General features: G+C 46.6%; 23 protein-coding genes and 1 riboswitch. Of the genes, 8 read left to right on the forward strand and 15 right to left on the reverse strand.

Annotated elements, in window-relative coordinates; genetic code table 11:
• Nucleotides 1-7: 7 nt before the first annotated feature.
• The 6 genes from HFD99_RS09905 to HFD99_RS09930 all read right to left on the reverse strand — a co-directional run bounded on the left by HFD99_RS09905 (nt 8) and on the right by HFD99_RS09930 (nt 6,581).
• A complete protein-coding gene (locus HFD99_RS09905; protein WP_123797775.1) occupies nt 8-1,186 on the reverse strand; it encodes an MFS transporter in 1,179 nt (392 codons plus the stop codon).
• Nucleotides 1,187-1,254: 68 nt separating this feature from the next.
• Nucleotides 1,255-1,354, reverse strand: a riboswitch (purine riboswitch).
• A gap of 55 nt (nt 1,355-1,409) precedes the next feature.
• Nucleotides 1,410-2,369 carry an acetylxylan esterase gene (locus HFD99_RS09910; protein ID WP_017426155.1) on the reverse strand — a complete coding sequence of 320 codons (960 nt, stop codon included), beginning with the start codon at nt 2,367-2,369 and terminating at the stop codon, nt 1,410-1,412.
• A 12-nt stretch (nt 2,370-2,381) separates the two neighbouring features.
• Entirely contained in the window at nt 2,382-3,431 is a 1,050-nt protein-coding gene (locus tag HFD99_RS09915; RefSeq protein WP_045244715.1) for a glycoside hydrolase family 130 protein, read from the reverse strand.
• Between the two features lie 42 nt (nt 3,432-3,473).
• Nucleotides 3,474-4,307, reverse strand: a complete 834-nt coding sequence (locus tag HFD99_RS09920) for a carbohydrate ABC transporter permease (protein WP_016822702.1) — start codon at nt 4,305-4,307, stop codon at nt 3,474-3,476.
• A gap of 2 nt (nt 4,308-4,309) precedes the next feature.
• Complete coding sequence (locus tag HFD99_RS09925) at nt 4,310-5,194, reverse strand: carbohydrate ABC transporter permease (RefSeq protein WP_016822701.1); 885 nt, start codon at nt 5,192-5,194, stop codon at nt 4,310-4,312.
• A 67-nt stretch (nt 5,195-5,261) separates the two neighbouring features.
• A complete protein-coding gene (locus HFD99_RS09930) occupies nt 5,262-6,581 on the reverse strand; it encodes an ABC transporter substrate-binding protein (protein ID WP_123797777.1) in 1,320 nt (439 codons plus the stop codon).
• Nucleotides 6,582-6,813: 232 nt separating this feature from the next.
• Between HFD99_RS09930 and HFD99_RS09935 the strand changes: the two genes are divergently transcribed.
• From HFD99_RS09935 to HFD99_RS09945, 3 genes are all read left to right on the forward strand, one after another.
• Nucleotides 6,814-7,989 carry an AGE family epimerase/isomerase gene (locus HFD99_RS09935; protein WP_017426154.1) on the forward strand — a complete coding sequence of 392 codons (1,176 nt, stop codon included), beginning with the start codon at nt 6,814-6,816 and terminating at the stop codon, nt 7,987-7,989.
• Nucleotides 7,986-9,185 (forward strand): glycoside hydrolase family 130 protein, encoded by a 1,200-nt coding sequence (locus HFD99_RS09940; protein ID WP_123797778.1) that lies wholly within the window; start codon nt 7,986-7,988, stop codon nt 9,183-9,185. The genes HFD99_RS09935 and HFD99_RS09940 overlap by 4 nt, the downstream gene beginning before the upstream one ends.
• A 248-nt stretch (nt 9,186-9,433) precedes the next feature.
• On the forward strand, nt 9,434-10,447 hold the full coding sequence (locus HFD99_RS09945; RefSeq protein WP_167440904.1) for a substrate-binding domain-containing protein: 1,014 nt from the start codon (nt 9,434-9,436) through the stop codon (nt 10,445-10,447).
• A gap of 98 nt (nt 10,448-10,545) precedes the next feature.
• On the opposite strand, the gene HFD99_RS09950 is transcribed toward HFD99_RS09945, so the two are convergent.
• Together HFD99_RS09950 and HFD99_RS09955 are read right to left on the reverse strand one after the other, a co-directional pair.
• A complete protein-coding gene (locus tag HFD99_RS09950) occupies nt 10,546-10,758 on the reverse strand; it encodes a cold-shock protein (RefSeq protein ID WP_016822696.1) in 213 nt (70 codons plus the stop codon).
• A gap of 120 nt (nt 10,759-10,878) precedes the next feature.
• A complete protein-coding gene (locus tag HFD99_RS09955; protein WP_013373641.1) occupies nt 10,879-11,394 on the reverse strand; it encodes a DUF2179 domain-containing protein in 516 nt (171 codons plus the stop codon).
• A gap of 156 nt (nt 11,395-11,550) precedes the next feature.
• Between HFD99_RS09955 and HFD99_RS09960 the strand changes: the two genes are divergently transcribed.
• Together HFD99_RS09960 and HFD99_RS09965 are read left to right on the forward strand one after the other, a co-directional pair.
• Nucleotides 11,551-11,727, forward strand: coding sequence for a CsbD family protein (locus HFD99_RS09960; RefSeq protein WP_013373642.1), 177 nt, complete (start codon nt 11,551-11,553; stop codon nt 11,725-11,727).
• Nucleotides 11,728-11,983: 256 nt separating this feature from the next.
• Nucleotides 11,984-13,030, forward strand: coding sequence for a stalk domain-containing protein (locus tag HFD99_RS09965; RefSeq protein WP_123797779.1), 1,047 nt, complete (start codon nt 11,984-11,986; stop codon nt 13,028-13,030).
• Between the two features lie 80 nt (nt 13,031-13,110).
• On the opposite strand, the gene HFD99_RS09970 is transcribed toward HFD99_RS09965, so the two are convergent.
• On the reverse strand, nt 13,111-13,908 hold the full coding sequence (locus HFD99_RS09970) for a copper amine oxidase N-terminal domain-containing protein (RefSeq protein ID WP_025366125.1): 798 nt from the start codon (nt 13,906-13,908) through the stop codon (nt 13,111-13,113).
• A 246-nt stretch (nt 13,909-14,154) separates the two neighbouring features.
• On the opposite strand from HFD99_RS09970, the gene HFD99_RS09975 reads away from it, so the two are divergent.
• Nucleotides 14,155-16,701 carry a LamG-like jellyroll fold domain-containing protein gene (locus tag HFD99_RS09975; RefSeq protein WP_123797780.1) on the forward strand — a complete coding sequence of 849 codons (2,547 nt, stop codon included), beginning with the start codon at nt 14,155-14,157 and terminating at the stop codon, nt 16,699-16,701.
• Nucleotides 16,702-16,799: 98 nt separating this feature from the next.
• On the opposite strand, the gene HFD99_RS09980 is transcribed toward HFD99_RS09975, so the two are convergent.
• Both HFD99_RS09980 and HFD99_RS09985 read right to left on the reverse strand, forming a co-directional pair.
• Nucleotides 16,800-17,981, reverse strand: coding sequence for an NAD(P)/FAD-dependent oxidoreductase (locus tag HFD99_RS09980; RefSeq protein ID WP_013373647.1), 1,182 nt, complete (start codon nt 17,979-17,981; stop codon nt 16,800-16,802).
• A 27-nt stretch (nt 17,982-18,008) separates the two neighbouring features.
• Nucleotides 18,009-18,440 carry a DUF1641 domain-containing protein gene (locus HFD99_RS09985; protein ID WP_017426146.1) on the reverse strand — a complete coding sequence of 144 codons (432 nt, stop codon included), beginning with the start codon at nt 18,438-18,440 and terminating at the stop codon, nt 18,009-18,011.
• Nucleotides 18,441-18,940: 500 nt separating this feature from the next.
• On the opposite strand from HFD99_RS09985, the gene HFD99_RS09990 reads away from it, so the two are divergent.
• On the forward strand, nt 18,941-19,336 hold the full coding sequence (locus HFD99_RS09990; protein WP_017426145.1) for a rhodanese-like domain-containing protein: 396 nt from the start codon (nt 18,941-18,943) through the stop codon (nt 19,334-19,336).
• A 31-nt stretch (nt 19,337-19,367) separates the two neighbouring features.
• Here the strand turns inward: HFD99_RS09990 and HFD99_RS09995 are convergent, their stop codons facing one another.
• Nucleotides 19,368-20,201 (reverse strand): HNH endonuclease, encoded by an 834-nt coding sequence (locus tag HFD99_RS09995; RefSeq protein ID WP_123797781.1) that lies wholly within the window; start codon nt 20,199-20,201, stop codon nt 19,368-19,370.
• Nucleotides 20,202-20,462: 261 nt separating this feature from the next.
• Between HFD99_RS09995 and HFD99_RS10000 the strand changes: the two genes are divergently transcribed.
• Nucleotides 20,463-21,956, forward strand: coding sequence for an alpha-amylase (locus tag HFD99_RS10000; protein WP_017426143.1), 1,494 nt, complete (start codon nt 20,463-20,465; stop codon nt 21,954-21,956).
• Nucleotides 21,957-22,019: 63 nt separating this feature from the next.
• Here HFD99_RS10000 and gpmA read toward each other — a convergent pair whose 3' ends face one another.
• From gpmA to HFD99_RS10015, 3 genes are all read right to left on the reverse strand, one after another.
• Entirely contained in the window at nt 22,020-22,769 is a 750-nt protein-coding gene (gene gpmA, locus HFD99_RS10005; RefSeq protein ID WP_016822688.1) for a 2,3-diphosphoglycerate-dependent phosphoglycerate mutase, read from the reverse strand.
• A 161-nt stretch (nt 22,770-22,930) separates the two neighbouring features.
• Complete coding sequence (locus tag HFD99_RS10010; protein WP_123797782.1) at nt 22,931-23,671, reverse strand: Bax inhibitor-1/YccA family protein; 741 nt, start codon at nt 23,669-23,671, stop codon at nt 22,931-22,933.
• Between the two features lie 149 nt (nt 23,672-23,820).
• Nucleotides 23,821-24,108 (reverse strand): hypothetical protein, encoded by a 288-nt coding sequence (locus tag HFD99_RS10015; protein ID WP_013312533.1) that lies wholly within the window; start codon nt 24,106-24,108, stop codon nt 23,821-23,823.
• Between the last annotated feature and the right edge of the window lie 41 nt (nt 24,109-24,149).

Here is a 24,149-nt window from a genome sequence, read left to right on the forward strand (position 1 = left end):
CTCCCACCTAAGAAACAGAGTGGTGTCCTCTGACTGTCTGCGATGTCCCCGCTCTTGTAATGGAAAATACGCCGCAGATAAAGGCAACAATCACAAATGCCCCGCCTACCCAAGCATTCGTGGCAACAGATTCGCTATTCTCAATCACTACCCCTCCCAAGGCAGAACCGAGAGCGATTCCGACCTGGAGTGCGGAGAAATTAAAGCTTTGCTGAATACTACCCGATTCGGGTGCATTTTCAATAAGATAACTTTGCATCGGGGGCGACAAGGCCCAGCTCAGGATCCCCCAGATGATCAGAAGCGGCGCAAACATATACACCGAGTGAATCGAGAACGGCAGCAGGAACATCACGGCAATAAACACACCCACGACGATGAGAATGCTTTTCGCTGTGCCGAATCGGTCTGCCAAAGAGCCGCCAATAAAACCTCCACTCACTGCCGCCAGCCCAAAGACAAAATAGGCTACACTCACCCACGAGGCGTTCAAGCCCATCAGGTTTTCCAAAAACGGTGTGAAATAAGCATACAACGTGTAGTGTCCCGCCAGTGTCAGCGTTGTTACCAGATGGGCGCTGATTACTTTAACATTTTTCAAGGACTTCAACTGCTCACGCATAGGCACAACATGCTCTGTTGGAATCCGCTCCATAAACAAGTGCATAATGATCATAGAAACTACGGTCAACAAGGCAATGATCAGGAATAGCACCCGCCAGCCAAACGCATTTCCAATCAGCACCCCAGCTGGAATGCCTAGCACGATGGAAGAACTTACCCCCATGGAGATAACGCCGAGAACGCGGGCTTGATAAGCTTTGGACACTACTTTGACTGCAATGGTTAGTGACAATGTCACGATCAATGATCCACTGGCAGCAGTAATGATACGAGATATAAACAACACAGCATAGTTCGGACTCCAGAAAGCCAGCAGACTTCCCAGAATAAAGATAAACATCGACCACAAATACAGTCGCTTTCGTTCGATTTTGGCGGTCAACGCCAACAAAGTCGGCCCGGCAATAGCGTACACGAGCGCATAGATCATGATAAGCTGTCCTGCCGTGCTTACAGAGACGTTCAAATCCTGTGCAATCTGGGGCAGCACGCCACCGATAATCAACTCCACCAGACCTACCGTAAAGGTCGCAATGGTTAAAATAACTACTTTGAAGTTCATTACATTAGCTCCTTTGCTGTCATGTAAATCCCTCGCATCACGCAAAAAAATCCTGACCACAAGAAATGTACAAGACGTACACTTTTTGTAATCAGGATTTATCGGTTCCTGGTAGAGACCCTCAAACCATATTATTGAGGTTATACAAATGGGGCATTCATTTATTACGCTTCACGAAGGTTATAGCTATTACTATAAAGGAGCCTCTGGTTAAGTTCAACCCCTACAGCCGCAAAAATTCGCTCATGGCACGATCTGACAGATAGGGTAAATACTCATGACCGTATTCGTGATACACAAGCAATTCCTTGTCCGATACGATTTTATTGTACACCGCAAACTGTGTGGAAGGTGGGCAAATCACATCCGATAGCCCTGTCACGAATAGCACCCGTCCTCGAATACGGTCTGCTAAATGTTGAATGTCGATGTAGCCTAAGCGGTGAAACACTTCGCTCTCACGTACATGATTGGGATCAAACCAGCGAAAATAATAAACCAGTTCCTCATAGGCCGATGTCGTTGCATCCAGCGCCCAAGCTCTTTTATAGTCCGACAGGAACGGATATACCGGTACCGCCACACGGACACGCGGCTCCAATGCAGCGCAAGCAACCGTTAGTGCCCCGCCTTGGGAGCAGCCAAATGCACCGATCCGTTCAGGGTCAACCTGCTCCATAGACATTAGAATGCGCACCGTCTGCACCGTATCCAAAAATACGTTGCGGTAGTACAACCGATCCGGGTCCGGGTCGTCAATTCCGCGGATAATATGACCTCGAACCGTCGTTCCCTGAACCTGCAAATTGTCCTCAGACAGCCCGCCTTGCCCTCGGCAGTCCATGGCCAGCACAGTGAATCCGTGTGCCGCATAGCTCACCTTGTCGAACCAGTCGCCACTGTCGCAGGAATACCCATGAAACATAGCCAAGGCTGGACCTTGTTCCGTAAGATGCTTGGGACGAGCCAGCTTCCCATGAACCCTCGCTCCGCCCACTCCAGTAAAATACAGATGGTAACACTCCACCAGCGGAGAGACAAATTCGGCAGGCTCAAGTGTATATTCCAGTGGCTGTCGTTCCAGCTCCTGTAGCGCCCGTTCCCAGTACATATCAAAATCCTGCGGCTTTGGATTACTTCCCATGTATGACTGTAGCTGCTGTAAAGACATATCCTCCGGCATGTAAAATTCCTCCTACATCCGGCCTGACTCACGATCATCTGCGACTACTTCATCCGTCGCGATGACATACTTTATAATGTCAGATACTGTCGTGTATGCGATACCTACATACGTATCAGCGGCTCCATAATAAATCGCAATTCTTCCGGTGTCCGCATCATGCAGTGTAGCACACGGGAACACCACATTTGGCACAAATCCCCGCTCTTCGTACCATTCCTCTGGGGTCAACACGAAGTTGGAGGAACGATATTTGACTTTGGAAGGATCATCCAGATCAAGAACAGCTACACCCATGCTGTATACCAGTCCATTGCATGTGCCTGTCACCCCGTGATAGAACATCAGCCAGCCCTCTGTCGTCTCAATCGGTGCTGGTCCGCCACCAATCTTCACCGATTGCCACCAGCCCTGACCACCCTTGCTCATTACATGACGATGCTTGCCCCAATACACCAAGTCAGGACTTTCGCTCAGGAAAATATCACCAAACGGAGTATGACCACTGTCGCTCGGACGGGATAGCAACATAAAGTTTCCATTTAGCTTACGAGGCAACAGCACTCCATTGCGATTAAACGGCAAGAACGGATTTTCCAAGCGCACAAAGCTTTTGAAATCCTTCGTTTGTGCAATTCCCAGCGCTGCACCATAGAAATCTGTACACCAGATGATATAATACGTGTCTTCCACTCGAACCAGACGCGGATCGTAAGCATAATTAGGCTGATATTCATTTCCTTCCTCATCGACCATATGCAGACGCTCTGTCTCAATGTCCCAAGCCAACCCGTCGTCACTCCAGCCGAGATGCAAATGCGGGCGTCCATTAATCGTTTCAGCACGGAATATCCCTACAAACCGTCCTTCATACGGAGCTACAGCACTGTTGAAAATACGGGCAATGCCAGGCACCGGATTTCGTCCAATGACCGGATTCTCAGTATGCCTCCATACTGGAGCCTCACTGCCTTCCGGCTTATCCTGCCAAGGCATTTTCGACAAGCTGTCTCCTACAATTCGTACGTTACCTACATCCAAATCCACATTCAATTTACTCATACTTAACTCTCCTCTCACCTAGACACTTCATTTTATTTTTTTCTATTTCACTGAACCCTGTGCAAATCCGTTATAGATATATTTTTGTAATGATAAAAATGCAACCAGCGTCGGAATAATCGCAATGATGATGCCTGCGCTAATGACTTCCCATTGCGAACCGTATGGCCCTTTAAACTTAAACAGTGCCGTCGATATCACCTGAAGGCTTGTTTTGGGCATATACAGGAACGGAGTGTAAAAATCGTTGTAAATATTAACACCCTTGATGATGATTACCGTCACAATGGCAGGCTTCAGCAGCGGCAAAATAATGCGCCAGTAGATGGTTAGATAGGAGGCCCCATCCAGCATGGCAGACTCATCCAGCGCCACCGCGATGGAATCCAGAAACTGAAGGAAAATATACACCGCGATAATATCGGTTCCCAAATACAGTAAAATGGCTGCCCAAGGTGTGTTAAACAGTTCCAGCTTGTTAATGATCTGGAATGTCGATACCTGTGTCGTCACCCCCGGAATGAGCGTGGCGAGCAAGAACGCACCCAGCATGAGACTTTTACCTTTAAATTTAAAGCGATTCAAAATATACGCGATCATGGAACCAGTCAACGTGGCCCCGATGATAGAGATCAGCAAAATAAAGGCTGTGTTCAAAAATCCGGTTAGCATATTTCCATCCACAAAGGCCTTGGCGTAGTTCGCCCAGTTCAGCCAGTTCACCGGGGGAGTCAGAGGACTGGTTGCCGCATATTCAGCCTTCGTCTTCAAAGATGCAAACAAAATCACAACAATTGGCAGTAGAGCAATGAACGCACCTAGCAATAGCGCACCATACTTGATGGTGTTTGCCAGTAATCTTTTTAGCTTATACATGATTAGTCCTCCTCCCCCCGAATCAGCAACCGCTGAAGCAGTGTAACAGCAACTACGATCAGTAGCAGAACAACCGCCATCGCTGAGGCTAAACCAACCTTGCTGTATTTAAATGCCACATCAATCGTCTGAATGACGAACGTCTTACTGCCGTTGGAGCCACCAGTCATAATGTAAGGAATATCGAATGCACTGATCGCGCCACTAATTGCCAAGATCAGATTCAGCTGCAAAATTCGCTTAATAGTCGGCAAAATGATAGAGCGGAACTGATGCCAGCGGTTGGCTCCGTCGATATCGGCTGCTTCGTACAGATCACTGGATATGGAAGAAATCGCACCTAGAAACACAATAAAGTTAAAGCCCATGTATCTCCAGATCGACGTACCAGCCAGCGAAATATTAATAATCTCCGGGTTGCCCAGCCACAGCTTGACATACGAACCCAATCCCATTGCCTGAAGCAGTGTATCAAGGGTACCGTCTGGCTTAAAAAAGAATAGAAAAATAAAACCAATCGCCACCCCGTTCATCAGGGAGGGAAAGAACAAAATGCCTTTAAAGAAATTTTTAAACCAGGTCTGAAAGCTGAGAATGGTTGCAAAATAAAGGGCCAAACCCATCTGTACAAACGTAGCTACAAAGTAATACAAACTGACCTTAAACACCGAGAAATACTCGGGGTCGGTAAAGATTTTGATATAGTTTTCAAAGCCCACATATTCCAGACGCTTACTATAACCATTCCAGTCCGAAAAGCTGTATTTAAACATATTGATCACCGGCAAGTACGCAAAAGTGACCAGCAGCGCCAGCGGAATAAATGAAAAGGCAACAATAATCGCTAATCTTTGTTTGGAGTAGCTGAGATTCGAAAATTTAAACATGCTGCACCTCCTGGCTATCCGTCCATCAACTGCCACTTCAATCTCTACTTATGGTCAGTTCAGATGGCTATTTTGCTTCCTTGGCTGCCACTTCAGCACGCGCCTTCACCCATGCATCGTTCAGATCCTTCATAATGGTGTCATACGATTCCGGGCGGTTACCCACCGCTGCCTCAATAATTCGTTTCTTGAAATCAGGTTGCCACAAGCCGATTTCTCCCATTTTGTCGATTTTATCGACAATTCCTTCCTGCCCCTTCGGTGACGGAGTGAGCGCTTCAAAAACAACTCCCTCATTCTCATACTGCTTCAAAATGGCAGGCATTTCGGCACCCTTCAGCGGACTAATGCTGCCTGCCTGCTCTACGGCATAGTTGGATTTTTCGGTAAACCAGTCCACCCAGGCACGGGCCGCCTCTTTATTTTCACTGTTTACGTTAATAGCGAGGTTAAAGTCACCTGCTAGCGGTACAAGTACCTTGGAGGCATTCGTCGGGAAAGGCATAAAACCGATATCATCCTTGTTAGAAGCTACGCTTTTGATCTGATCAATCGCCCAAGAGCCAAGCACCATCGTACCGATTTTGCCTTGCGCAAGATCCGCCTTGGAAGTCTCCCAATCGGTAGTCGTTGGATCTTTTTCAATCAGGCCATTTTTAGCCGCATCGTACAGGACTTTGTACAGCTCATAGTGAGGCTGACCCTTCGTGAAATTGTCATCTGAATTCGGTTGTGTGACATTCACGTATTCCTTCGTACCCGCTACTGTTGCCAGGCTAGACTCCCACTGAGTCAGTGCCCAACCAGAGGCATAGTTCGTAAACAGCGGCACTGCCTTGGTTTTGTCCTTAATTTTCTGTAACGCTTTCAGGAATTGATCCGGTGTTTTAGGAATTTGTGTGATTCCTGCTTCCTTGAACACCTTTTTGTTATAAATCACACCCGAGTAAACCATCGCAATCGGAATACCATAGCTGTTACCATCCACTGTACGTTCTTCAATGCCGGTATACTTGTTTTTCATCTCTTCATAAGTACCTAGAGGCTCGAAAAAATTGGGTAGCTCTTCAATTGGAATGCTTCCAGGAATTAGCAAAACATCTCCGTAATCCCGAGTCCCCATCCGAATTTTAATTTGACCATCATAATCGGCCAATGCCTGAAAATTGACCTTCACGTTCGGATAAATTTTGTTAAATTCCTTGGCGTAATCCTGAAATACGGTATCCACAATATCTGTCCGCTGTGTGATCACCGTAATTTCCCCTTCCGGTCCCTTCGGATCAGAGCTGGTAGCTGGCGCATCCTTCTTTGAGGTACAGCCAGTAAACAGTCCCGCTAACAAAAGCACGGATAGTAATGACATTAAAACCTTGGACAACTTCATGAGACGACCCCTCCTGTTGTTTTTAATAAGGTTATCGTTAAACTAACAAAATCATTTTATTATGTTAGCGCTTACCGTGTCAATTACAATATTTTTTTGTAATAACAACACCCGAATGTTATGCAGAAACACAAATTAAGTATAGTTGACAGTTTATAAATACATAGATAAGATACCTTTTGTAAGGTTAACGATAAGCTAATAATTCATTTTCCGAAGGAGGCTTTGTCTCTTGGAAACACTAGTACACGAAATTAGACAGGAATGGAAGGAACATATACTCCCATTCTGGCTAGGCTTGAAAGATGAAGCGCATGGCGGATTTTATGGCGAGGTAGACGCGGATCTGCACATCCATAAACAAGCGGACAAAGGTGGCATCGCCACTGCGCGGTTACTCTGGTCTTTCTCAGCAGCAGCCCGTGTAACAGGGGAACGTGCCTATGCAGATGCGGCACGACATGCTTTCATATTCCTGCGAGATCACCTGCTTGACCCATTACATGGAGGAATGTACTGGATGGTGGACTACACCGGGCAACCTGTGGATACGTGCAAGCACGTATATGCGCAGGCATTTGCCATCTATGCGTTGGCAGAATATGCACGAGCTACGGGTGACCCAAATGCATTGCCACTGGCAATGAAACTGTTTCACCTCGTGGAGCAAAAAGGGTATGATCCTGCTCTCCAAGCATACGGAGAACAATATGATCGATCGTGGAACGAGCAGCCTAATGAGCTACTCAGCGAAAATGGAGTTACCGCGCATATTACCATGAATACGCATATTCATGTTTTGGAAGCGTATACCCAATTGCTGCGCGCCTACCCAAACGAAGAGGTTCGGGACGCACTGAAGAACGTGCTGGACATTTTATACCAGCGTGTTTACGATGCTTCCGCCCGGCGGTTGGGAGTATTCTTCGACCGCGAATGGCACTCTCTGCTTGATTTGACCTCATATGGTCACGATATCGAAGCCAGCTGGTTGATGGAGGACGCCATGAATGTGCTGGGTTATCATCCATCCGAGTATGTGAATATGGTGGTGGATATTGCCAGCGCGGTAGCTGAGCGGGCTGTTCAGCCAGACGGATCGCTCATCAACGAGCGGGAGGGAGAGCGGGTAGACACTTCACGTATCTGGTGGGTACAGGCCGAGGCAATGGTTGGTTTTTACAATGCGTTTCAGCGGACACAGGATGAACGATTTTTGAAAATTGTGCGAAATCTATGGACCTATACCCGGCAGTATATCATCGATCCGCGCACCGGAGGCGAATGGTTCTGGTCGGTTCAAGCGGACGGTAAGCCTGACGCGAGAGAGATTGCAGGCCCTTGGAAGTGCCCATATCATAACAGCCGATTTTGCATTGAAATGCTGGAAAGGATGGATAAACAATGATTCATAACAAATACGATGAGCTGCTAGCGCAGCAAGAAGAACTGATTACGCGCCCCAATGAGGTTAAAACCTCCTTTTACAATGGTATCTATGAACGCTACCTCTATCCGGTGCTCACACGCCATCATGTTCCCATTCACTGGCGGTTTGATCTGGATGCACAAACCAATCCCTTTTTCATGGAACGACTGGGCGTCAATGCAGCACTGAATCCTGGAGCGATCTATCATGAAGGAAAATACATTCTTGTTTCGCGCACCGAGGGATTGGACCGAAAGTCGTTTTTTGCCTTAGCAGAGAGCGATAACGGCATTGATCAGTTTCGATTCGTTGACGCTCCCTTAGTATGGGATGATATCGACCCAGAAGAAACCAATATGTATGATATGCGGCTGGTGAAGCATGAGGACGGCTGGATTTACGGTATTTATTGCTCGGAGAAAAAGGACCCTGACGCGCCATCCCACGATACCTCCAGCGCTGTCGCTCAGGCTGGACTGGTCCGCACTCGTGATCTCCGCACATGGACCCGGCTCCCCAACATCACTACCCAGTCCCCGCAGCAACGTAACGTTGTCCTGCACCCCGAATTTGTGGACGGCCAATATGCCTTCTATACTCGTCCCCAAGATGGGTTTATTTCGACCGGATCAGGCGGAGGCATCGCGTTCGGTCTCTGCAAAGATATTACACAGCCCGTGATTGAACATGAGACAGTCATTGACGAGCGCTACTATCATACGGTATACGAAGTTAAGAACGGCCAAGGTCCTGCTCCGATCAAAACGAGTCGAGGCTGGATTCATATCGCTCACGGGGTACGCAATACAGCCGCCGGGCTGCGATATGTGCTGTATACCTTTGCCACCAGTCTGGAAGACCCTACGCGCGTCATCGCCAAGCCCGGTGGGCATTTTCTGGCTCCTTATGATGAGGAACGCGTGGGTGATGTTTCGAATGTTATTTTCTGCAATGGAGCAGTCGTTAATGAACGGGATGAAGTCTTCATATACTATGCGTCCAGTGATACCCGTATCCACGTGGCGACGACCACGATTGCCCGTCTGGAGGACTATACTTTCAATACACCGTCCGATCCATTGCGTTCTCTCGGCAGCGCCGCTGTCCGCCGTGAACTGATCCATCGCAATGAAGCGATATTGCAAGCAAGCAACCGTCCTTCCCAGCGGATCTAAGCCGTAAGCTTTATCATGCTTGCGGAACCATGTATACTATCCATAGAACAACTGTTACCCGCAGGCTAATCGTTGTTCTATGGGCAGCTATGCTGCCAATCCTTGTAGCTGTACAGAGCAGCTGCACCGCTAAGCTAATTGAATTTCTACAAGCGGATAAGCTATTCATATTCACCCCAGCATTTTGCAACCGTTATCTGGATGTAGGCAAAATGCTTATCTTTTTAAAACTGGAAGGCGGAACAGGAATGAAGAGCAACGTAACGATGCGGGATATTGCAGATAAGCTGGGAATAAGCAGCGTGACCGTGTCGAAGGCGCTCAATGACAAGGATGGGGTTAGCGAGGAGCTAAAAGAACGTATTAAAACGCTCGCGGTCGAAATGGGTTATCGTTTCAATACCGTTGCCAAGTCCATGAAGGAGGGACTCACCTATAACATTGGTGTTGTCATCCCTGAACGTTTTACCGGTCCTGGCCAATCGTTTTATTTGCATATTTACCAGCAAATTTCACGGGCACTGGAGCCATACGGCTACTACGGTATCCTTCACATCCTTCATCGCGAGGACGAGGAGCAGCTTAATCTGCCACGTATCTATTACGACCGTAAGGTGGACGGCTTCATTCTTCTGGGCCAAGTGAGCAAGCCATATATTGAGCTGGTACAAACCATGGACCAACCTAAAATGTTTCTCGACTTTTATGATGAGCATGCCGATATCGACTCTGTGGTGACGGATAATTTTTACGGAGCCTACGAGCTAACCAATTATTTGATCGCCCAGGGACACCGGGATATTGCTTATGTGGGAAATATCTATTCCACCAGCAGTATTCAGGACCGTTTCCTCGGCTACTATAAATCCTTGCTGGAGCACAGGTTGCCCCTCCGTAACGAGTGGGTACTCAGCGACCGGGACGACGAAGGGTCCTATGTTGAAATGGATCTGCCTCAGCCACTACCGACCGCCTTTGTATGCAACTGCGATCAGGTCGCTCACAATCTGGTGCACCAGCTGATTGGTCTGGGATACCGCGTACCCGAGGACTGCTCTGTGGTCGGCTTTGATAACGATGTATACGCCACGCTTATTGTTCCGCAACTGACCACGGTCGGAGTAGACATTGAGCAAATGGCACGTACGGCGGTGGATTCAATAATGAAAAAAATAAGCCATCCCGACAGTCGTTTTGGTCGAGTCCTCGTACAGGGTCACATTGTATATCGTGATTCCGTGCAGCCCCTTGAGAGGTCATGATCCGTGAATATTCCACAACCAAAAGCCGCTCAGCATGTCGCTGGAGCGGCCTTTGACGTTTATAAACTTTGTAGCGTAATCATGGGCTTACCCCTCAATTAAGAGCGCTGGGCGACAAAGGAATTGCCCGTCCGATTGAGAATCGGCAGCATTCGCATTTCCTGTCCCATCGTGGCTTGGCAAAGTGGACAAGCCGGCTCGCTCAAAAAGGTAAAATCCGTTCTCATCCATCCGTTGCAACCCTCGTTGGTACACGACCAAATAGCCGTATTTTCCTCTGGAATGATTTCCGGGGCCTGGCGTCTGTACATCTATATCCCCCCTTGGTTGTTATAGGGGAACATCCCCCTGTCGGCATACTGTTAATTCCGTCCTGTGCGGGTATTAATATGCTCCAATCTACGGAAAATATGCGTATTTTACCAAAATTCTTATTTGCGGATAGCCTTGGTCCAGAAACCACCATGAAATTGCTTTGGCTCCACCGTAATGACAAAAGCCTTGGGATCCAGCTCCAGGATAGACTGATACAGCTTATTCTGGTTTTTACGCTTGGCCAAAATCTCCATTACGAGGCGTTCTCCATCACGTCCACTGCCCAGCCAGGCTGTAACGCCATACCCCTTGTCTCGCAGCGCATTGGCAATTCCTCCATTGATCTCATTGCTGATCACCTTCACGGTGACATAACCGAGCGCTATTTTTTCCTCAATCCACGCTCCAATAAGAATCCCCACTGCGTAGCCTATAGCGTATACCGCAAGACTTGCCACTTGATCCAGATACTTAAGCACGACATTCAAGCCCAACACATAAACTGTAACTTCCACGGTGCTGATGAGTGCAGCAATGTACTTCTGTCCTTTCAGCGTCAAAATCATGCGCAGTGTGTAGGCCGATACATAAATAAGTTGAATAACGAGAATAAACAATAAAATTTTGAGCATACGCTCACCCCTTATTTCACGATCTAGTTGACCCCGTCCCCAACATTATGCCCCTGTCTGTGAACTACAGCCTCACGTTTCGTATTACCCTCGCTCGGGTAATGACTAACTACAGCATGCTGAATGAAAGTTTGATTATATGAGGAGGGCTATACCATGAAGGATAACGGAATTAGCGATAAAATCAAAGGTAATGTAAATAAAGCTAAAGGTGAAATCAAGGACCAAATCGGGAACGCCACGGATAATAAGTCCCTTCAAGCTGAGGGTAAATTGGATAAAGCCAAAGGTCACCTTCAGGAAACAGCAGGCAAACTGAAGGATCACAAATAGTCCAACTTTTGATACCCTAACGTACTGTACTCCAAACAAGTCTTGCTGTCTTGTACAGCGGACTTGTTTTATTTTGTTCGGTTACTTTTGGAAAAATATTTACGCAAACAGGGCAACTTTTACAGTCGCTTTTGCGTCTAACTAATATAAGCACAACCAATAACAACCCTTCCAACCTGTTGGATTTTGTATGTATTAATGTTACTCTAGTCTATGTATCAAGCTATAATTCTTAAATAAAGGGGTAGACCAACGAATGAAATCATTAAAGTCCATGAAGAAACCTGTCATCATCACTGCCGTGTCGGCCTTGGCCATCTCCGGGGCTCTGTTCAGCCAATCTACATATGCTGCACAAGTAACTAAGCCGATCCAAGCAGTATATAACAATATTAAAATTATCTATAACGGAACCGAGGTTGCCTCAGATGCTAAAACAGAACCATTTCTGCTGGATGGCGTGACGTATATCCCGCTGAAGCTGGCAGGTACAGCTTTGGATAAAAAAGTAACATGGGATGGCACAAACAAACGCGTAGTCATTGCTGATAACGGCGTTCCTATTGATCAGTCTACGGTTACAGCACTGAACAACCAGATTACGACGCTGACTCAAGAACTGAACACAGCCAAAGCAGCGAACACGACGAAAGACGCTACCATTGCTCAGTTGCAAAAAGACAATCAGACGCTGAAAGATGATGCGAGCAAAAATAGCTCAAGCACCTTGAAAGATCTTCAAAAGCAATTGAACAAGGATTACAGTGATTCCTACAACACGAACTCGGATATCACGCTGGATGGTAACAAAAGCGATATTGACGTGACCATCGAAATGACCAAGTCTAGATGGGATGACCTGTCCGACAGCAGAAAGGAAAGCTACCTGGAGGACATCGTTAAGGACATATTGAAAGAGTACAAAGATGCCGATATTGACGGCACAGTGAAGAACTCCAGTAATAGGGATAAATTGGCAACCTTTTCAACCAATAGCAGAGGCGATGTAACGATTAAAAAGGTAGCTTCTTCTCTGGATACTAGCAGTATCCAACGTTCTTTGAGTGACAGATACGGTAACTACGCCGGTGTTGGTTTTGATTTCACTGTAAGAGGCGACAGCAGTAAAGCAACCGTTGATGTGTATGTAAATTCTGATGATTGGAACAACAAACTCACCAGTAATCAAAGAAGCAACCTAACTGACGGCGTAATCGATCAGCTAAAAAATAGAGAGAACATTGACAGAGTCGAGGGGTACATTCGCAATAAGGGCAACAGCAGCCAAATTATTTCCTTCTAAGACTCATGCTTCAAAAAAAGCGATAAAGGCTTTATAGCCTTTGTCGCTTTTTTGATGATGTACAAACATCCTATATCCAATTATTGAATCAGCCTGCCTACAGAAGTAATGTATTTTATATAATCACTATCCGCATTAGTTGTACCGATATTTTTTGTATAAACCAAATGACCTGCGCTGGTTATTTTGACTTTGTGAAATGAACCGGGTTTAGAATAAGGATCTACACTATAGGTCCCTTTGCTATACACAATCATAGGATTGAAGTCAATTTTCTTGAAAACGGGCGATAAGTCACTCTTATACGTAGCATGAATATTCAATACGCCCTGCTTTTGATCCCAGTCAAAGGAAGTAAGATCAAATGCATTTGCATCAATGACTTGGGCCAAGTCTTGTCCCTTGAACCTCATAAGAATTGGACTTTCCGTAAAGCTATCATGTCTTAGCTTCAATAAACCGCGCTTCGAATCCCACTCCATCTGCGCATCTGTATCTTTCAACAAAATGGAAACTGGTAAAAACATCGCGTTGCTTTTCATGATGGGGACTGTGTCCATTGTCAACGGCTCACCGTTAACCGATATTTCGGGTGAACCGATCGTAGTCGTTACATTACGGCCTAGCAAATCAACAGAAGCCGTTTTGTTCGCTGCATTATAAGTTACTTTGCCTCCCAGTATATCTTCAGCCGCTTGGAGCGGTATAAGCAGTCTGCCCTTCGCATCCACAAAAGGTGAGGCAGGATAGGTGTATAAAATGTAATGATCATTTACCTTCAGGTGTATAGGGGTCTGAGCTTGGGCTGATGTCGAATTCGAGTGTACAGTAGCAACGCTAAATAAAAACACAAGGCATACGAGCAACCTGATTTTCATAATACCCTCCTTTTTCATAAACAGCTCACAACAAACATAACTGTTTTATTCATATATAACGTACCTCCACAAATGCAAACCGTCAACCATAATTTATAATATATACCTAATTATAGATTATATCGTCTTCCCTACAGCTATGTAATTCATAAATACATTAATTATATTTATAAATATAAAGGTATTTTAGCGATGAAAGCAGAATATATCACTGTATTCCACTTTAGAAAGGGGTAAATATATACGATGAGAAGATTGCTTAAACGTAGAGCCAGGTCGAGCATTGCATTAACAATGACTTTATTATTGGCAATTGCAGCCGTACCATTAGGTACACTGGACGCCGCAGCAGCGGAGCCGAACCAAAACAAGAAGCAGGATGTGCCGACCTTCTCTAATGTATCGGTTCACGATCCTTCGATTGTCAAAGACGGTGACACTTATTATGTGTTTGGGTCGCATATCGCCGCAGCGAAGTCAAAAGATCTCACAAATTGGACTTCTTTTGCAAACGGTTACACTACGCCTGGGAATACCCTTTACGGGGATTTATCGAAGAATCTGGCCGGATCTTTCGCTTGGGCGGGTGAGAATGATGCGGACAGCAAAGGAGGATTCTCAGTATGGGCACCCGATGTATTTTGGAATGAGCATTATGTCAATAAGGATGGCACAAAAGGGGCCTACATGATTTATTATAGTGCCTCCTCCACCTATATACGCTCCGCGATCGGCATTGCCGTTGCCCCCAACATTGAGGGACCCTATCAATATGTGGATACCATTGTGAATACTGGTTTTACAAAGGAGACTGCATTCGATAAAAATAGCAAAGTGGATAAAAAGTGGACAAATACACCGATTCCACAACTCATTAATGAAGGCAAGCTGAAGGGTCCCAGATCAGGATGGTTTAACGCCGACGGTTCTTATGCGAATCGGGTGTTCCCGAATGCAATCGATGCAGCAGTCTTTTATGATACAGACGGGCGCTTATGGATGACGTATGGGTCATGGTCTGGAGGCATTTTTTTGCTGGAGCTGGATAAAGCAACTGGCAAACCAATCTATCCAGGCCAAGATGGAACGACGGAGGATGGCCGGTTGATTGATCGTTATTTTGGCACCAAGATTGCAGGTGGATACGGTGAGTCCGGGGAAGGTCCGTATATTGAATACAACTCAAAAACGGGTTACTACTATCTGTATGTAACCTATGGCGGACTTGCAGCTGACGGTGGATATAACATGAGATTATTCCGTTCCAAGAGTCCGACAGGACCTTATAAGGATGCCAAAGGGCAGAATGCTGTTCTGCCAGCAAACACCAAAAATACAGCCTATGGCAACAAATTAATGGGTAACTTCTTGTTCGATAGCCAAATAGGCGATCCAGGTACAGGTGTGGGCTACGGCTATGTATCTCCTGGGCATAACTCGGTGTACACCGATCCTGCTACCGGACAAATGTTTGTTGTCTTTCATACCCGATTCCCTCAGCAGGGGGAGACTCACGAGCTGCGTGTACATCAAATGTTCATGAATCAGGATGACTGGCCTGTGGTAGCTCCTTACCGTTACGGTGGCGAGACGCTTACAAAGCTGGATGAGAAACAATTCATTGGCGATTATCAATATATTAACCATGGCAGTGATTCTTCGGCGACGATCAAAAATACGCAGTTCATTCAGCTGAAAGCAGATCACACTATTAAAGGCGATGTGCAAGGAACATGGCACAAGTCGGGGGATGCGAATATCCAACTAACACTGGATGGCACTGTGTTTGATGGAGTACTCCTGAGACAATGGGACCAGGTAACGAATCAATATATTTTGGCGTTTACAGTTCTATCGAATAAAGGCGAAATGGCCTGGGGCAGTAAGTTCCCTGATATGCCGGATACGACAGTCGTTGACAGTGTGTATCGTGAATTAGATCTTGGCGATACGAGCCGGGTGACGGCTAATCTGACGCTTCCGAAGGAAGGCAGTCGCCAATCCGCGATTACCTGGAAAACTTCAAACCCAAACGTCATTTCTGATACTGGTGAAGTCAAGCGCCCCGGGATCGGTGAAAAGGCTGTATCCGCTACTTTGACGGCTTCCATCACCAAAGGAGACAGCAGTCGGGATAAAACTTTTAACATTACGGTAGCTCCTTATGAGAAGGCAACATTGACCGCTTCATACCCATTTGAAAATAACCTAAAGGATCAGAATGATGCTTTTGCCAATGGTAAGGTTATTGGTGACCGGATCGATCGTCAGGGAGGAAGTGTATCCTACGCTGAAGGCGTAAGGGGCCAAGCTGTAGTCCTTGATGGACAGTCAGGTATTGCTCTGCCTGAAGGACTCATATCCAGCTCAGCCTATTCTGTGTCACTGTGGGTGAAGCCCAGCGAATTGACTGTCCATACACCAACTTTTTTTGGAGCTATGGATAGCAACCACTGGGTTAGCCTTCTGCCCAGAGGACCCGAGAAGGATAACACTATGGTCTGGTCCGGCAGCTCAACTTGGTATACTGGCAGTACGGGCCTGAAGATCAAAGCCAATGAATGGACACATCTGGCCTTCACTGTAGATCGTGGGGTATTAGAGGTGTATGTGAATGGCAAAATTCAATTTACCGGCTCAAAGTTCCCGGATGTCTTTACCTCTAAATCTGGAACATTCAGCCTAGGGGTCAATTGGTGGGACCCTGCGTTCAAAGGATCTATAGACGAGCTGAATATATTTGAAGGCGCGCTCCCTCCTGCACAGGTGGAAGAGTTAGCCCAGATGAAGTGAATTAAGACTATTTGTGAAATGCGTAAGCATAGCTAGTGTCGAAGAATGAAAAAAAGAGAGCGCTGAACAGCGCTCTCTTTTAATAAACCTTATAAATATTAGTAGGCCAGTGCAAAAAGTCCTTTGATATGGGACAGGTAACGGATGTTACTGCCTTCTTTCATCAAAGTAGCTACAGCGCCTTTCAGTTGGGTGCCATTCGCGCCTACAGTACCGATCGCGTCTGTTCTTCCCAAGCTGCCCAGTGTACCGGAGAACACTGGCGTAAAGCGTTCCATTTTCGCTCCGTTGAAATAAGCGAAGATGTTGTAACCAACTAATTCACCCATTTGCCAAGCCAACTGTGCAGTTGGAGGGTATGGACGCTCGCCTTCACCTGGGAACACTACTGCGCTGTCGCCAGCGAGGAAGATGTCTTCGTGGGAAGTCGATTGCAGTGCGCCATTCACAGTTGCGCGACCGCGGTTTACTTCAATACCAGATGCGCCAACCAGTGCATTACCTTGTACGCCGCCTGTCCAGATCAGTGTGTTCGTTTTGATCGAACGTCCGTCTTTCAAGAGAACTTCGTCAGCTTTCATTTCTGTAATCGGAACACCCGCTACGATTTGAACGCCACGTTTTTCAAGGCTTGTTACTGCACGATCAACCAATGGTTGAGGGAAGCCTGCCAAAATAGATGGTCCAGCTTCTACGCAATACAAGTTGATATCTTCGTAGTTGATGCCTTTTTCACGGCAAACTGCAGGCAGTTTGTCAGCATATTCGCCCACCAGCTCAACGCCAGTCAGACCGCCGCCACCGATAACAATGGTAGCGTCCGCTTTGTTACCGGATTGCTTGTAAGCATCCAGACGAGCTTCCACATGTGCACGGATGCGATTAGCTTCTGCCACTGATTTCAGTGTGAAGCTATGCTCTTGCAGCCCCGGAATACCGAAGTATGCCGTTTCACTGCCCAGGGAAATAACGAGAGCGTCATAGCTCAACGTAGCACCACTGGCCAGAGTTACTTTCTTATCGTCCGGTTTGATTTCGGAAACAGTATCCACTTTCAGGATAATATCTTTGTTACGCAGCAGTTTTTCCAAAGGAAGCGCCACAGCTTTTTCGGCAATCGTACCTGCGGCCAAACGGTGCAGTTCCGTAATAATTTGGTGCGACGCAAAGCGGTTTACCACTGTAATGGTTGCTTGGCTAGCGTCCATATGCTGGCGTGCTGTAAGAGCGGCCAGCAATCCGCCGTATCCGCCGCCCAAGATCAAAATTTGCTTCGACATGTCCATCCTCCGTTCTCGATCAGGTAATTATTTGCTTTCGCGTTGGCGCTCATTCAGAATATCCAGGAAAGCCTGGCTGAAACGCAGCGTTTTTTGTACATTAGGATCTTTAAGCATTTTGAGCAGGCCAAACAGACCTACACTGCCGTCCGTAGTTTGTACACGATCATTTGCTTCAATTGCAGCAGAAGCCAATCCTTTAGCCGAATCTGTAACAGGCTTCACAAACTCTCCCATGGAGTTTTTCATATCTCCGATAAAGACAGGGTCAGTTGCCAGACTGCGGGCTACATCATAAGCATCGGTCATCAAAGTAACCATCTCAGTCAACTTTGGCAGATTCTCTACCAGTACGGTCAGCGATTGCTGAACCTCCGGTTTCATCAATTGGTCCAATACATCCCGAGACTCTTTGGTAGCTTCTTGTGTTACGGCCACCTCTTGTTGGTTTTCAGACATGCGTGAACGTCCTCCTTTACTGTGAAAATAGAAGTCCATTCCTTTCTCGTAACCTGCATCATAAACTCTAGCAATAAAACGTTCAATGAATTCGCCCTTAAACATGCAAGAAGCACAGCTTAAACCGGCCTATACCCTAAAGGGCAAGACTGATGATCGCAGATGCCAATTGTATATTGCTTGGACGTTATTCTGTTGTTGTTACTGCTGCGGAATATCTCACGAAGCGCTCCCTCGTGACTACAACAGGCCGAAACGGAACCCTATACCTCTATATTACACCTTTCACAACCCAATCGTCGAAGAAATTTTAAATTTGCACAAATTTCTGCAAATTTTTTATTGTTATTTTAGATAAAAATTAGAATAAGCACGATTTTTGTCTAAGTTTACCTTAAAAAAAGGGGCATTTTATACTAGAGATGGGTAATAGAGAGGGTGAGTTTCTGTTTATTAATATGAAAACCAATACAAAACATATTCCTACGGAGGGTTAAACGATGGCTAAAACATTTGCAGACATGGTTCAAGAAGCGAGGCAGCACGTTCAGGGCATTACTTCACAGGAGGCACGTCAGCGAATTGAATCCAATCCAGATACATTCGTTATCGACGTACAGGATTCTCATGATGCAGGTGCTTGCGGCCTAATTCGCGGTAGCGCCAATATTTCACTGGGCATGCTACCCATCCGCGCTGACCTGGACGTTCCACAAGATTTGCGTGATGAACGCTTACGTGACCGCAACCGCCCAATTATCACCACCTGTGGGGCAGGCGGACAAGCTGCATTGGCAGCTTATATACTGCAACAGATGGGCTTTACCAATGTGGCCTTTATTGAAGGCGGAACAACAGCCTGGAAGGAATCTGGCTTTGAAGTAGAACTGTATTAAGGGAATGTAGCCGCTTCCCCAGCAAATCGTCCTAGGTGCGTAAGGTGTCCTCAGAAGCATCGGAAGCACCAGAAGGTTCAAAATCATCCGGAATCGGCAGTGGCACGCCAGACTCGATAAATTCCTCTACATCACGGGCTGCTTTAACTTGATTGCACTCGTTGCAGGCGCATACGCAATTTACTGGCGTGGTGTGTCCACCTTTAGCCCGTGGAAGTAAATGATCAATCGTGTCGCCATAGCCACCGCAAAAAAAGCACGTATAACGGTCACGTTTAAGCACATATTGGCGGAATTCCTTGTTGCTATAAAGTCTGCGGACCGTGTACGGATTTACAATCACCGCCATGCGTTCTCTGACCAGAGTCATCGCCAAATCAAGCTCAATCTCCTGATGCCAGCGTCTCCCTTGGTCGGTTTTGCCTCTTAGTCGAATCATGCCATTGCGATTAAGCCGCAACGCACGGGTATCCGCAGGCTTCAGCCTGCTAAGCAAATGACGAACCCGTTGCCGATGGCGCTCACGCGCTTTGTCCGTGACGGGCTTCCTACGGGGGCGTTGAGAATCATTAGGAGGCTGCGCGGACGCTTCCAGACCGTACGCAGTCGTATCTGCTTCGGAGCTATGCCGCTCCACAGGAGCAGCCAAGGGCTTCATTTCCTCATGGGAAGGAGCGGACGCAACCGCCCGTTCTTGCGGGGCTAACCCCCGACAGGAACGACAAGGACCACGCCGGGAAAAAGGCCCCGCCCGGCGACCGGTTCTGCGCTGAAAGTCTGTTAATGGTTTGATCTCCTGACAATACGTACATTTTTTCATCAGCGGTTCTCTCGCTTCATCCTTATTCTGCTGCGGATCTGTCACGTTCATCCCTCCTTCCCTTTCTTGTTCGAGCTTATGGTTTGCCCGAAATCCGAACTATAGCTAAGTTAGATTCATTTTACCGTTTTCACGTTTCCTTTTCTAGCCATTGAGTCGTTGTCATCACTCAAGGTATAACAAATTTTAATGATTTAGCATACGTTATATAGCGATCCATGTTCTTCATCAACATCATATTGACCATCAGACGTTTAGCCCCCCTCACTTGGTGGGTAACTTGTTATATATGAAGGAGGGACGCACATGAAAAGGAACCATACGATGATGCAATTTTTCGAGTGGAATGTCGCAGCTGACGGTTCTCACTGGAAAAAGCTTGCCCGCCTGGCACCGGAACTAAAAGCCAAAGGAATTGACGCGATATGGATTCCACCTGTCACCAAAGGCCAATCTCCTGAGGATACGGGTTACGGCGTCTATGACCTTTACGATCTGGGCGAATTTGACCAAAAAGGTGCAGTACGCACCAAATACGGAACCAGGGAAGATCTGCTGGAAGCTGTCGCATCCTGCGTTCGCCACGGCGTAGCCGTCTATGTCGATCTGGTCATGAACCATAAGGCAGGTGCAGATGAAACCGAAGTATTCAAGGTCGTCGAGGTCAACCCGGATAATCGTAATGAGGTCATTTCCGAGCCCTTTGATATCGAAGGCTGGACTAAATTTACATTCCCCGGCCGGCAAGGGAAGTATTCCACATTTCAATGGAACTTCGAACATTTTAACGGAACGGATTACGATGCAAGTCAGGACCGGACAGGAATCTATCGTATTTTAGGTAAAAATAAAAACTGGAGCGATAATGTAGATGATGAATTCGGCAATTATGATTATTTAATGTTCGCCAATATTGACTATAATCATCAGGATGTGCGTAAGGAAATGATCCGCTGGGGCAAGTGGCTGGTGGATACTCTACAATGCAACGGATTCCGTCTGGATGCAATCAAGCATATTAATCATGAATTTGTACGAGAGTTTGCTACAGAAATGATTAAAAAGCGTGGGCAGGATTTTTATATGGTAGGCGAGTTTTGGAAACCGGATCTGGAATCGTGTCAAAAGTTTCTGGATACCATCGATTATAAAATCGACCTGTTTGACGTATCCCTCCACTACAAACTACATAGCGCTTCCTTGGGTGGTAAGGATTTCGATTTAAGCACCATTTTCGAGGATACGCTGGTTCATACCCATCCCCTGAACTCGGTTACTTTTGTCGATAATCATGATTCCCAGCCGCATGAAGCGCTCGAATCCTGGGTGGAGGACTGGTTTAAGCCCAGTGCCTATGCACTCATCCTACTGCGCAAAGATGGTTATCCCTGCGTATTCTACGGGGATTACTACGGTATCCAGGGACAAACGCCTGTGAAAGGCAAGCAAGCTGAGCTAGACCCGCTCCTATATGCTCGGTACCACAAAGCTTATGGTGAGCAAAAAGATTATTTTGATGATCCCCATACGATTGGATGGGTTCGTCAGGGCATTCCTGAGCTGCACGGCTCTGGATGTGCTGTGGTGATCACCAACGCAAATGACGGGGAAAAGCGCATGTTCGTGGGTAAACAACATGCAGGAGAAAAATGGACCGATTTGACTGGGCATCACGATCATGCCGTGAAGATCGAACAGGATGGCTACGGCGTATTTCCCGTTCGTGCTGGCAGTGTATCTGTATGGGCACTTCCTACCGAGGAAGACAGCCTGGAAACAGAGGATACCGCGAACGCTTGATGTATATCAACTCAAAGAGGACAGGATGCAAGGAAGCGCCCTGTCCTCTTTGTATATGGAAAATCACTCCGTCACCTTGCTTTGGTTGGCCACAGCCTGTTTTTTTGCCTCTACATGACTCGGATCACCAAGATAGAAGCGCCGTATAGGATCGATATGCTCATCCAGCTCATACACCAGTGGGATACCTGTCGGGATGTTCAAATCCAGCAGTGCAGTTTCGTCCAAATTCTCCATGTACTTGATCAAGGCTCGTAAAGTATTACCGTGTGCGGAAATGATAACCCGGTCCTTTTTGAGAATCAACGGCACGATCCGTTGCTTCCAAAACTCACCAACCCGATGCACAGTGTCTTCTAGGCTTTCCCCGAGCGGCAGCTCCTCCGGCTTAATATGGCGATAACGCTCTTCCCGATGTGGACTCCGTTCATCCTGCTCATCCAACATGGGTGGTCGCACCGTCAAACTACGTCGCCAAATATGAACCTGCTCCTCGCCGTATTGCACGGCGGAATCCAGCTTGCTGAGCCCCTGAAGAGCACCATAGTGGCGTTCATTCAGCTTCCATGACTTCTGCACGGGTATCCACAGATGATCCAGCTCATCCAAGATATGATACAACGTGCGGATAGAACGTTTTAGCACAGAAGCAAATGCCAAATCAAACGTATACCCAGCCTCCTTGAGGATACGTCCTGCCTCGATGGCCTCATGAGTTCCCTGTTCAGTCAGATCGACATCCGTCCAGCCTGTGAACAAGTTTTGTCGGTTATACACGCTTTCTCCATGCCTCACCAGCACCACTTGATACATATACCTCACTCCTCACCTATCTATCCTCTATGTTTTACCCAACTTCTATGTATTTAACGTAAAATGCATTTTTTAAACCGCCTCTTTCATACAAAAAAGGACGACATTCAGCCGCCCTTCTCTTCTCATCCTACTTGAACCATATGCAATAGTCGCAGACCTTAGTCCCTATTGCTAAGCTTAGCTAACAGATCCAATATTCGTACATATAGCCACACTAACGTTACCAGCAATGCAAAAGCGCCATACCATTCCATATATTTGGGTGCACCTTGATCAGCTTGTTCCTCAATGAAATTAAAATCTACGAGCAGATTCAAAGCGGCAATGATGACGATAAATAAACTAATGCCAATACCCACCCAGCCCGTTTCATGGATATACGGAACATTCATACCGAAAAAATTCAAAATAAAATCAACCAATGTCACCAGAAAAATCGCCATCGTACATAGGACAACAAATGAGATAAAGCCACGTGTCACCTTGATGATTCGTTGTGTATACATAAAGAGCATCAAGAACAAGATACCCATAGTCAGCAAAATGGCATTAACTACAATTCCAGGGTACTCATACTCCATAAAAGCGGAAACGCCACCCAAAGCAAAGCCACTCAGAATCGCATATACAGGAGAAAGCAATGGAGCCGTTTTTGGAAAAAAGGATATCGCAAGTGCTACGCCTGCCATCCCAATAAAGCCTGCCGTCAGCAACGATAGCACCTCTACGGTTCCTTGGTAGGTCATATACCAGGTAATACTGCTAGAAACGATAAGTAGGACCAGCAGAAGTAACGTTTTGTTCACCGTTCCTCCGATGGTCATACGTTGTTCGCTAGCTTCTCTTTCATCTTCACGTAAAAAGATGTCATCACGTAAAACCGGATTGCTAAAGCTCATACAGGGTACTCCTTTTCGATGTGTTATTTACGATGTCATATGTATATATCGGCACAACCTGAAAAAAGTTTCAGAAAATTTCAAACAATAAAAAAACTCTAACCTTGCCTTTCGGCAAAGCTAGAGTTAGAGGGTCAAGTCGTTACAGATTAAAAATCAGCGGTAGCAATTTGGATAGTACCTGTTACTGCTCCAACTGGAGTCGCCTGAAGAGCAGCTACCAGCAGCAAAGCAACTTCTAACGTAAGGCTGTTGCCCGCTGGGATTACATAAGTGATCACAGGAGCATTGACACGGGTAACCACAAGATCAACCGGATTGGCACCTGTATTATTCACAGTAATCGTAGCATTATTACCGCCTCTCAGGTTTTCAAAGAAGGACTTACCCACACCAGCAGCAAGATTGTAGAATTGCGAAGGTAAAAGAATCGCCATAGTCTTCACCTCCCTTGCGTTTGATAATGTATTCTATGCTC

This window comes from Paenibacillus sp. EKM301P (assembly GCF_011800295.1).
GTDB lineage: Bacteria > Bacillota > Bacilli > Paenibacillales > Paenibacillaceae > Paenibacillus > Paenibacillus polymyxa.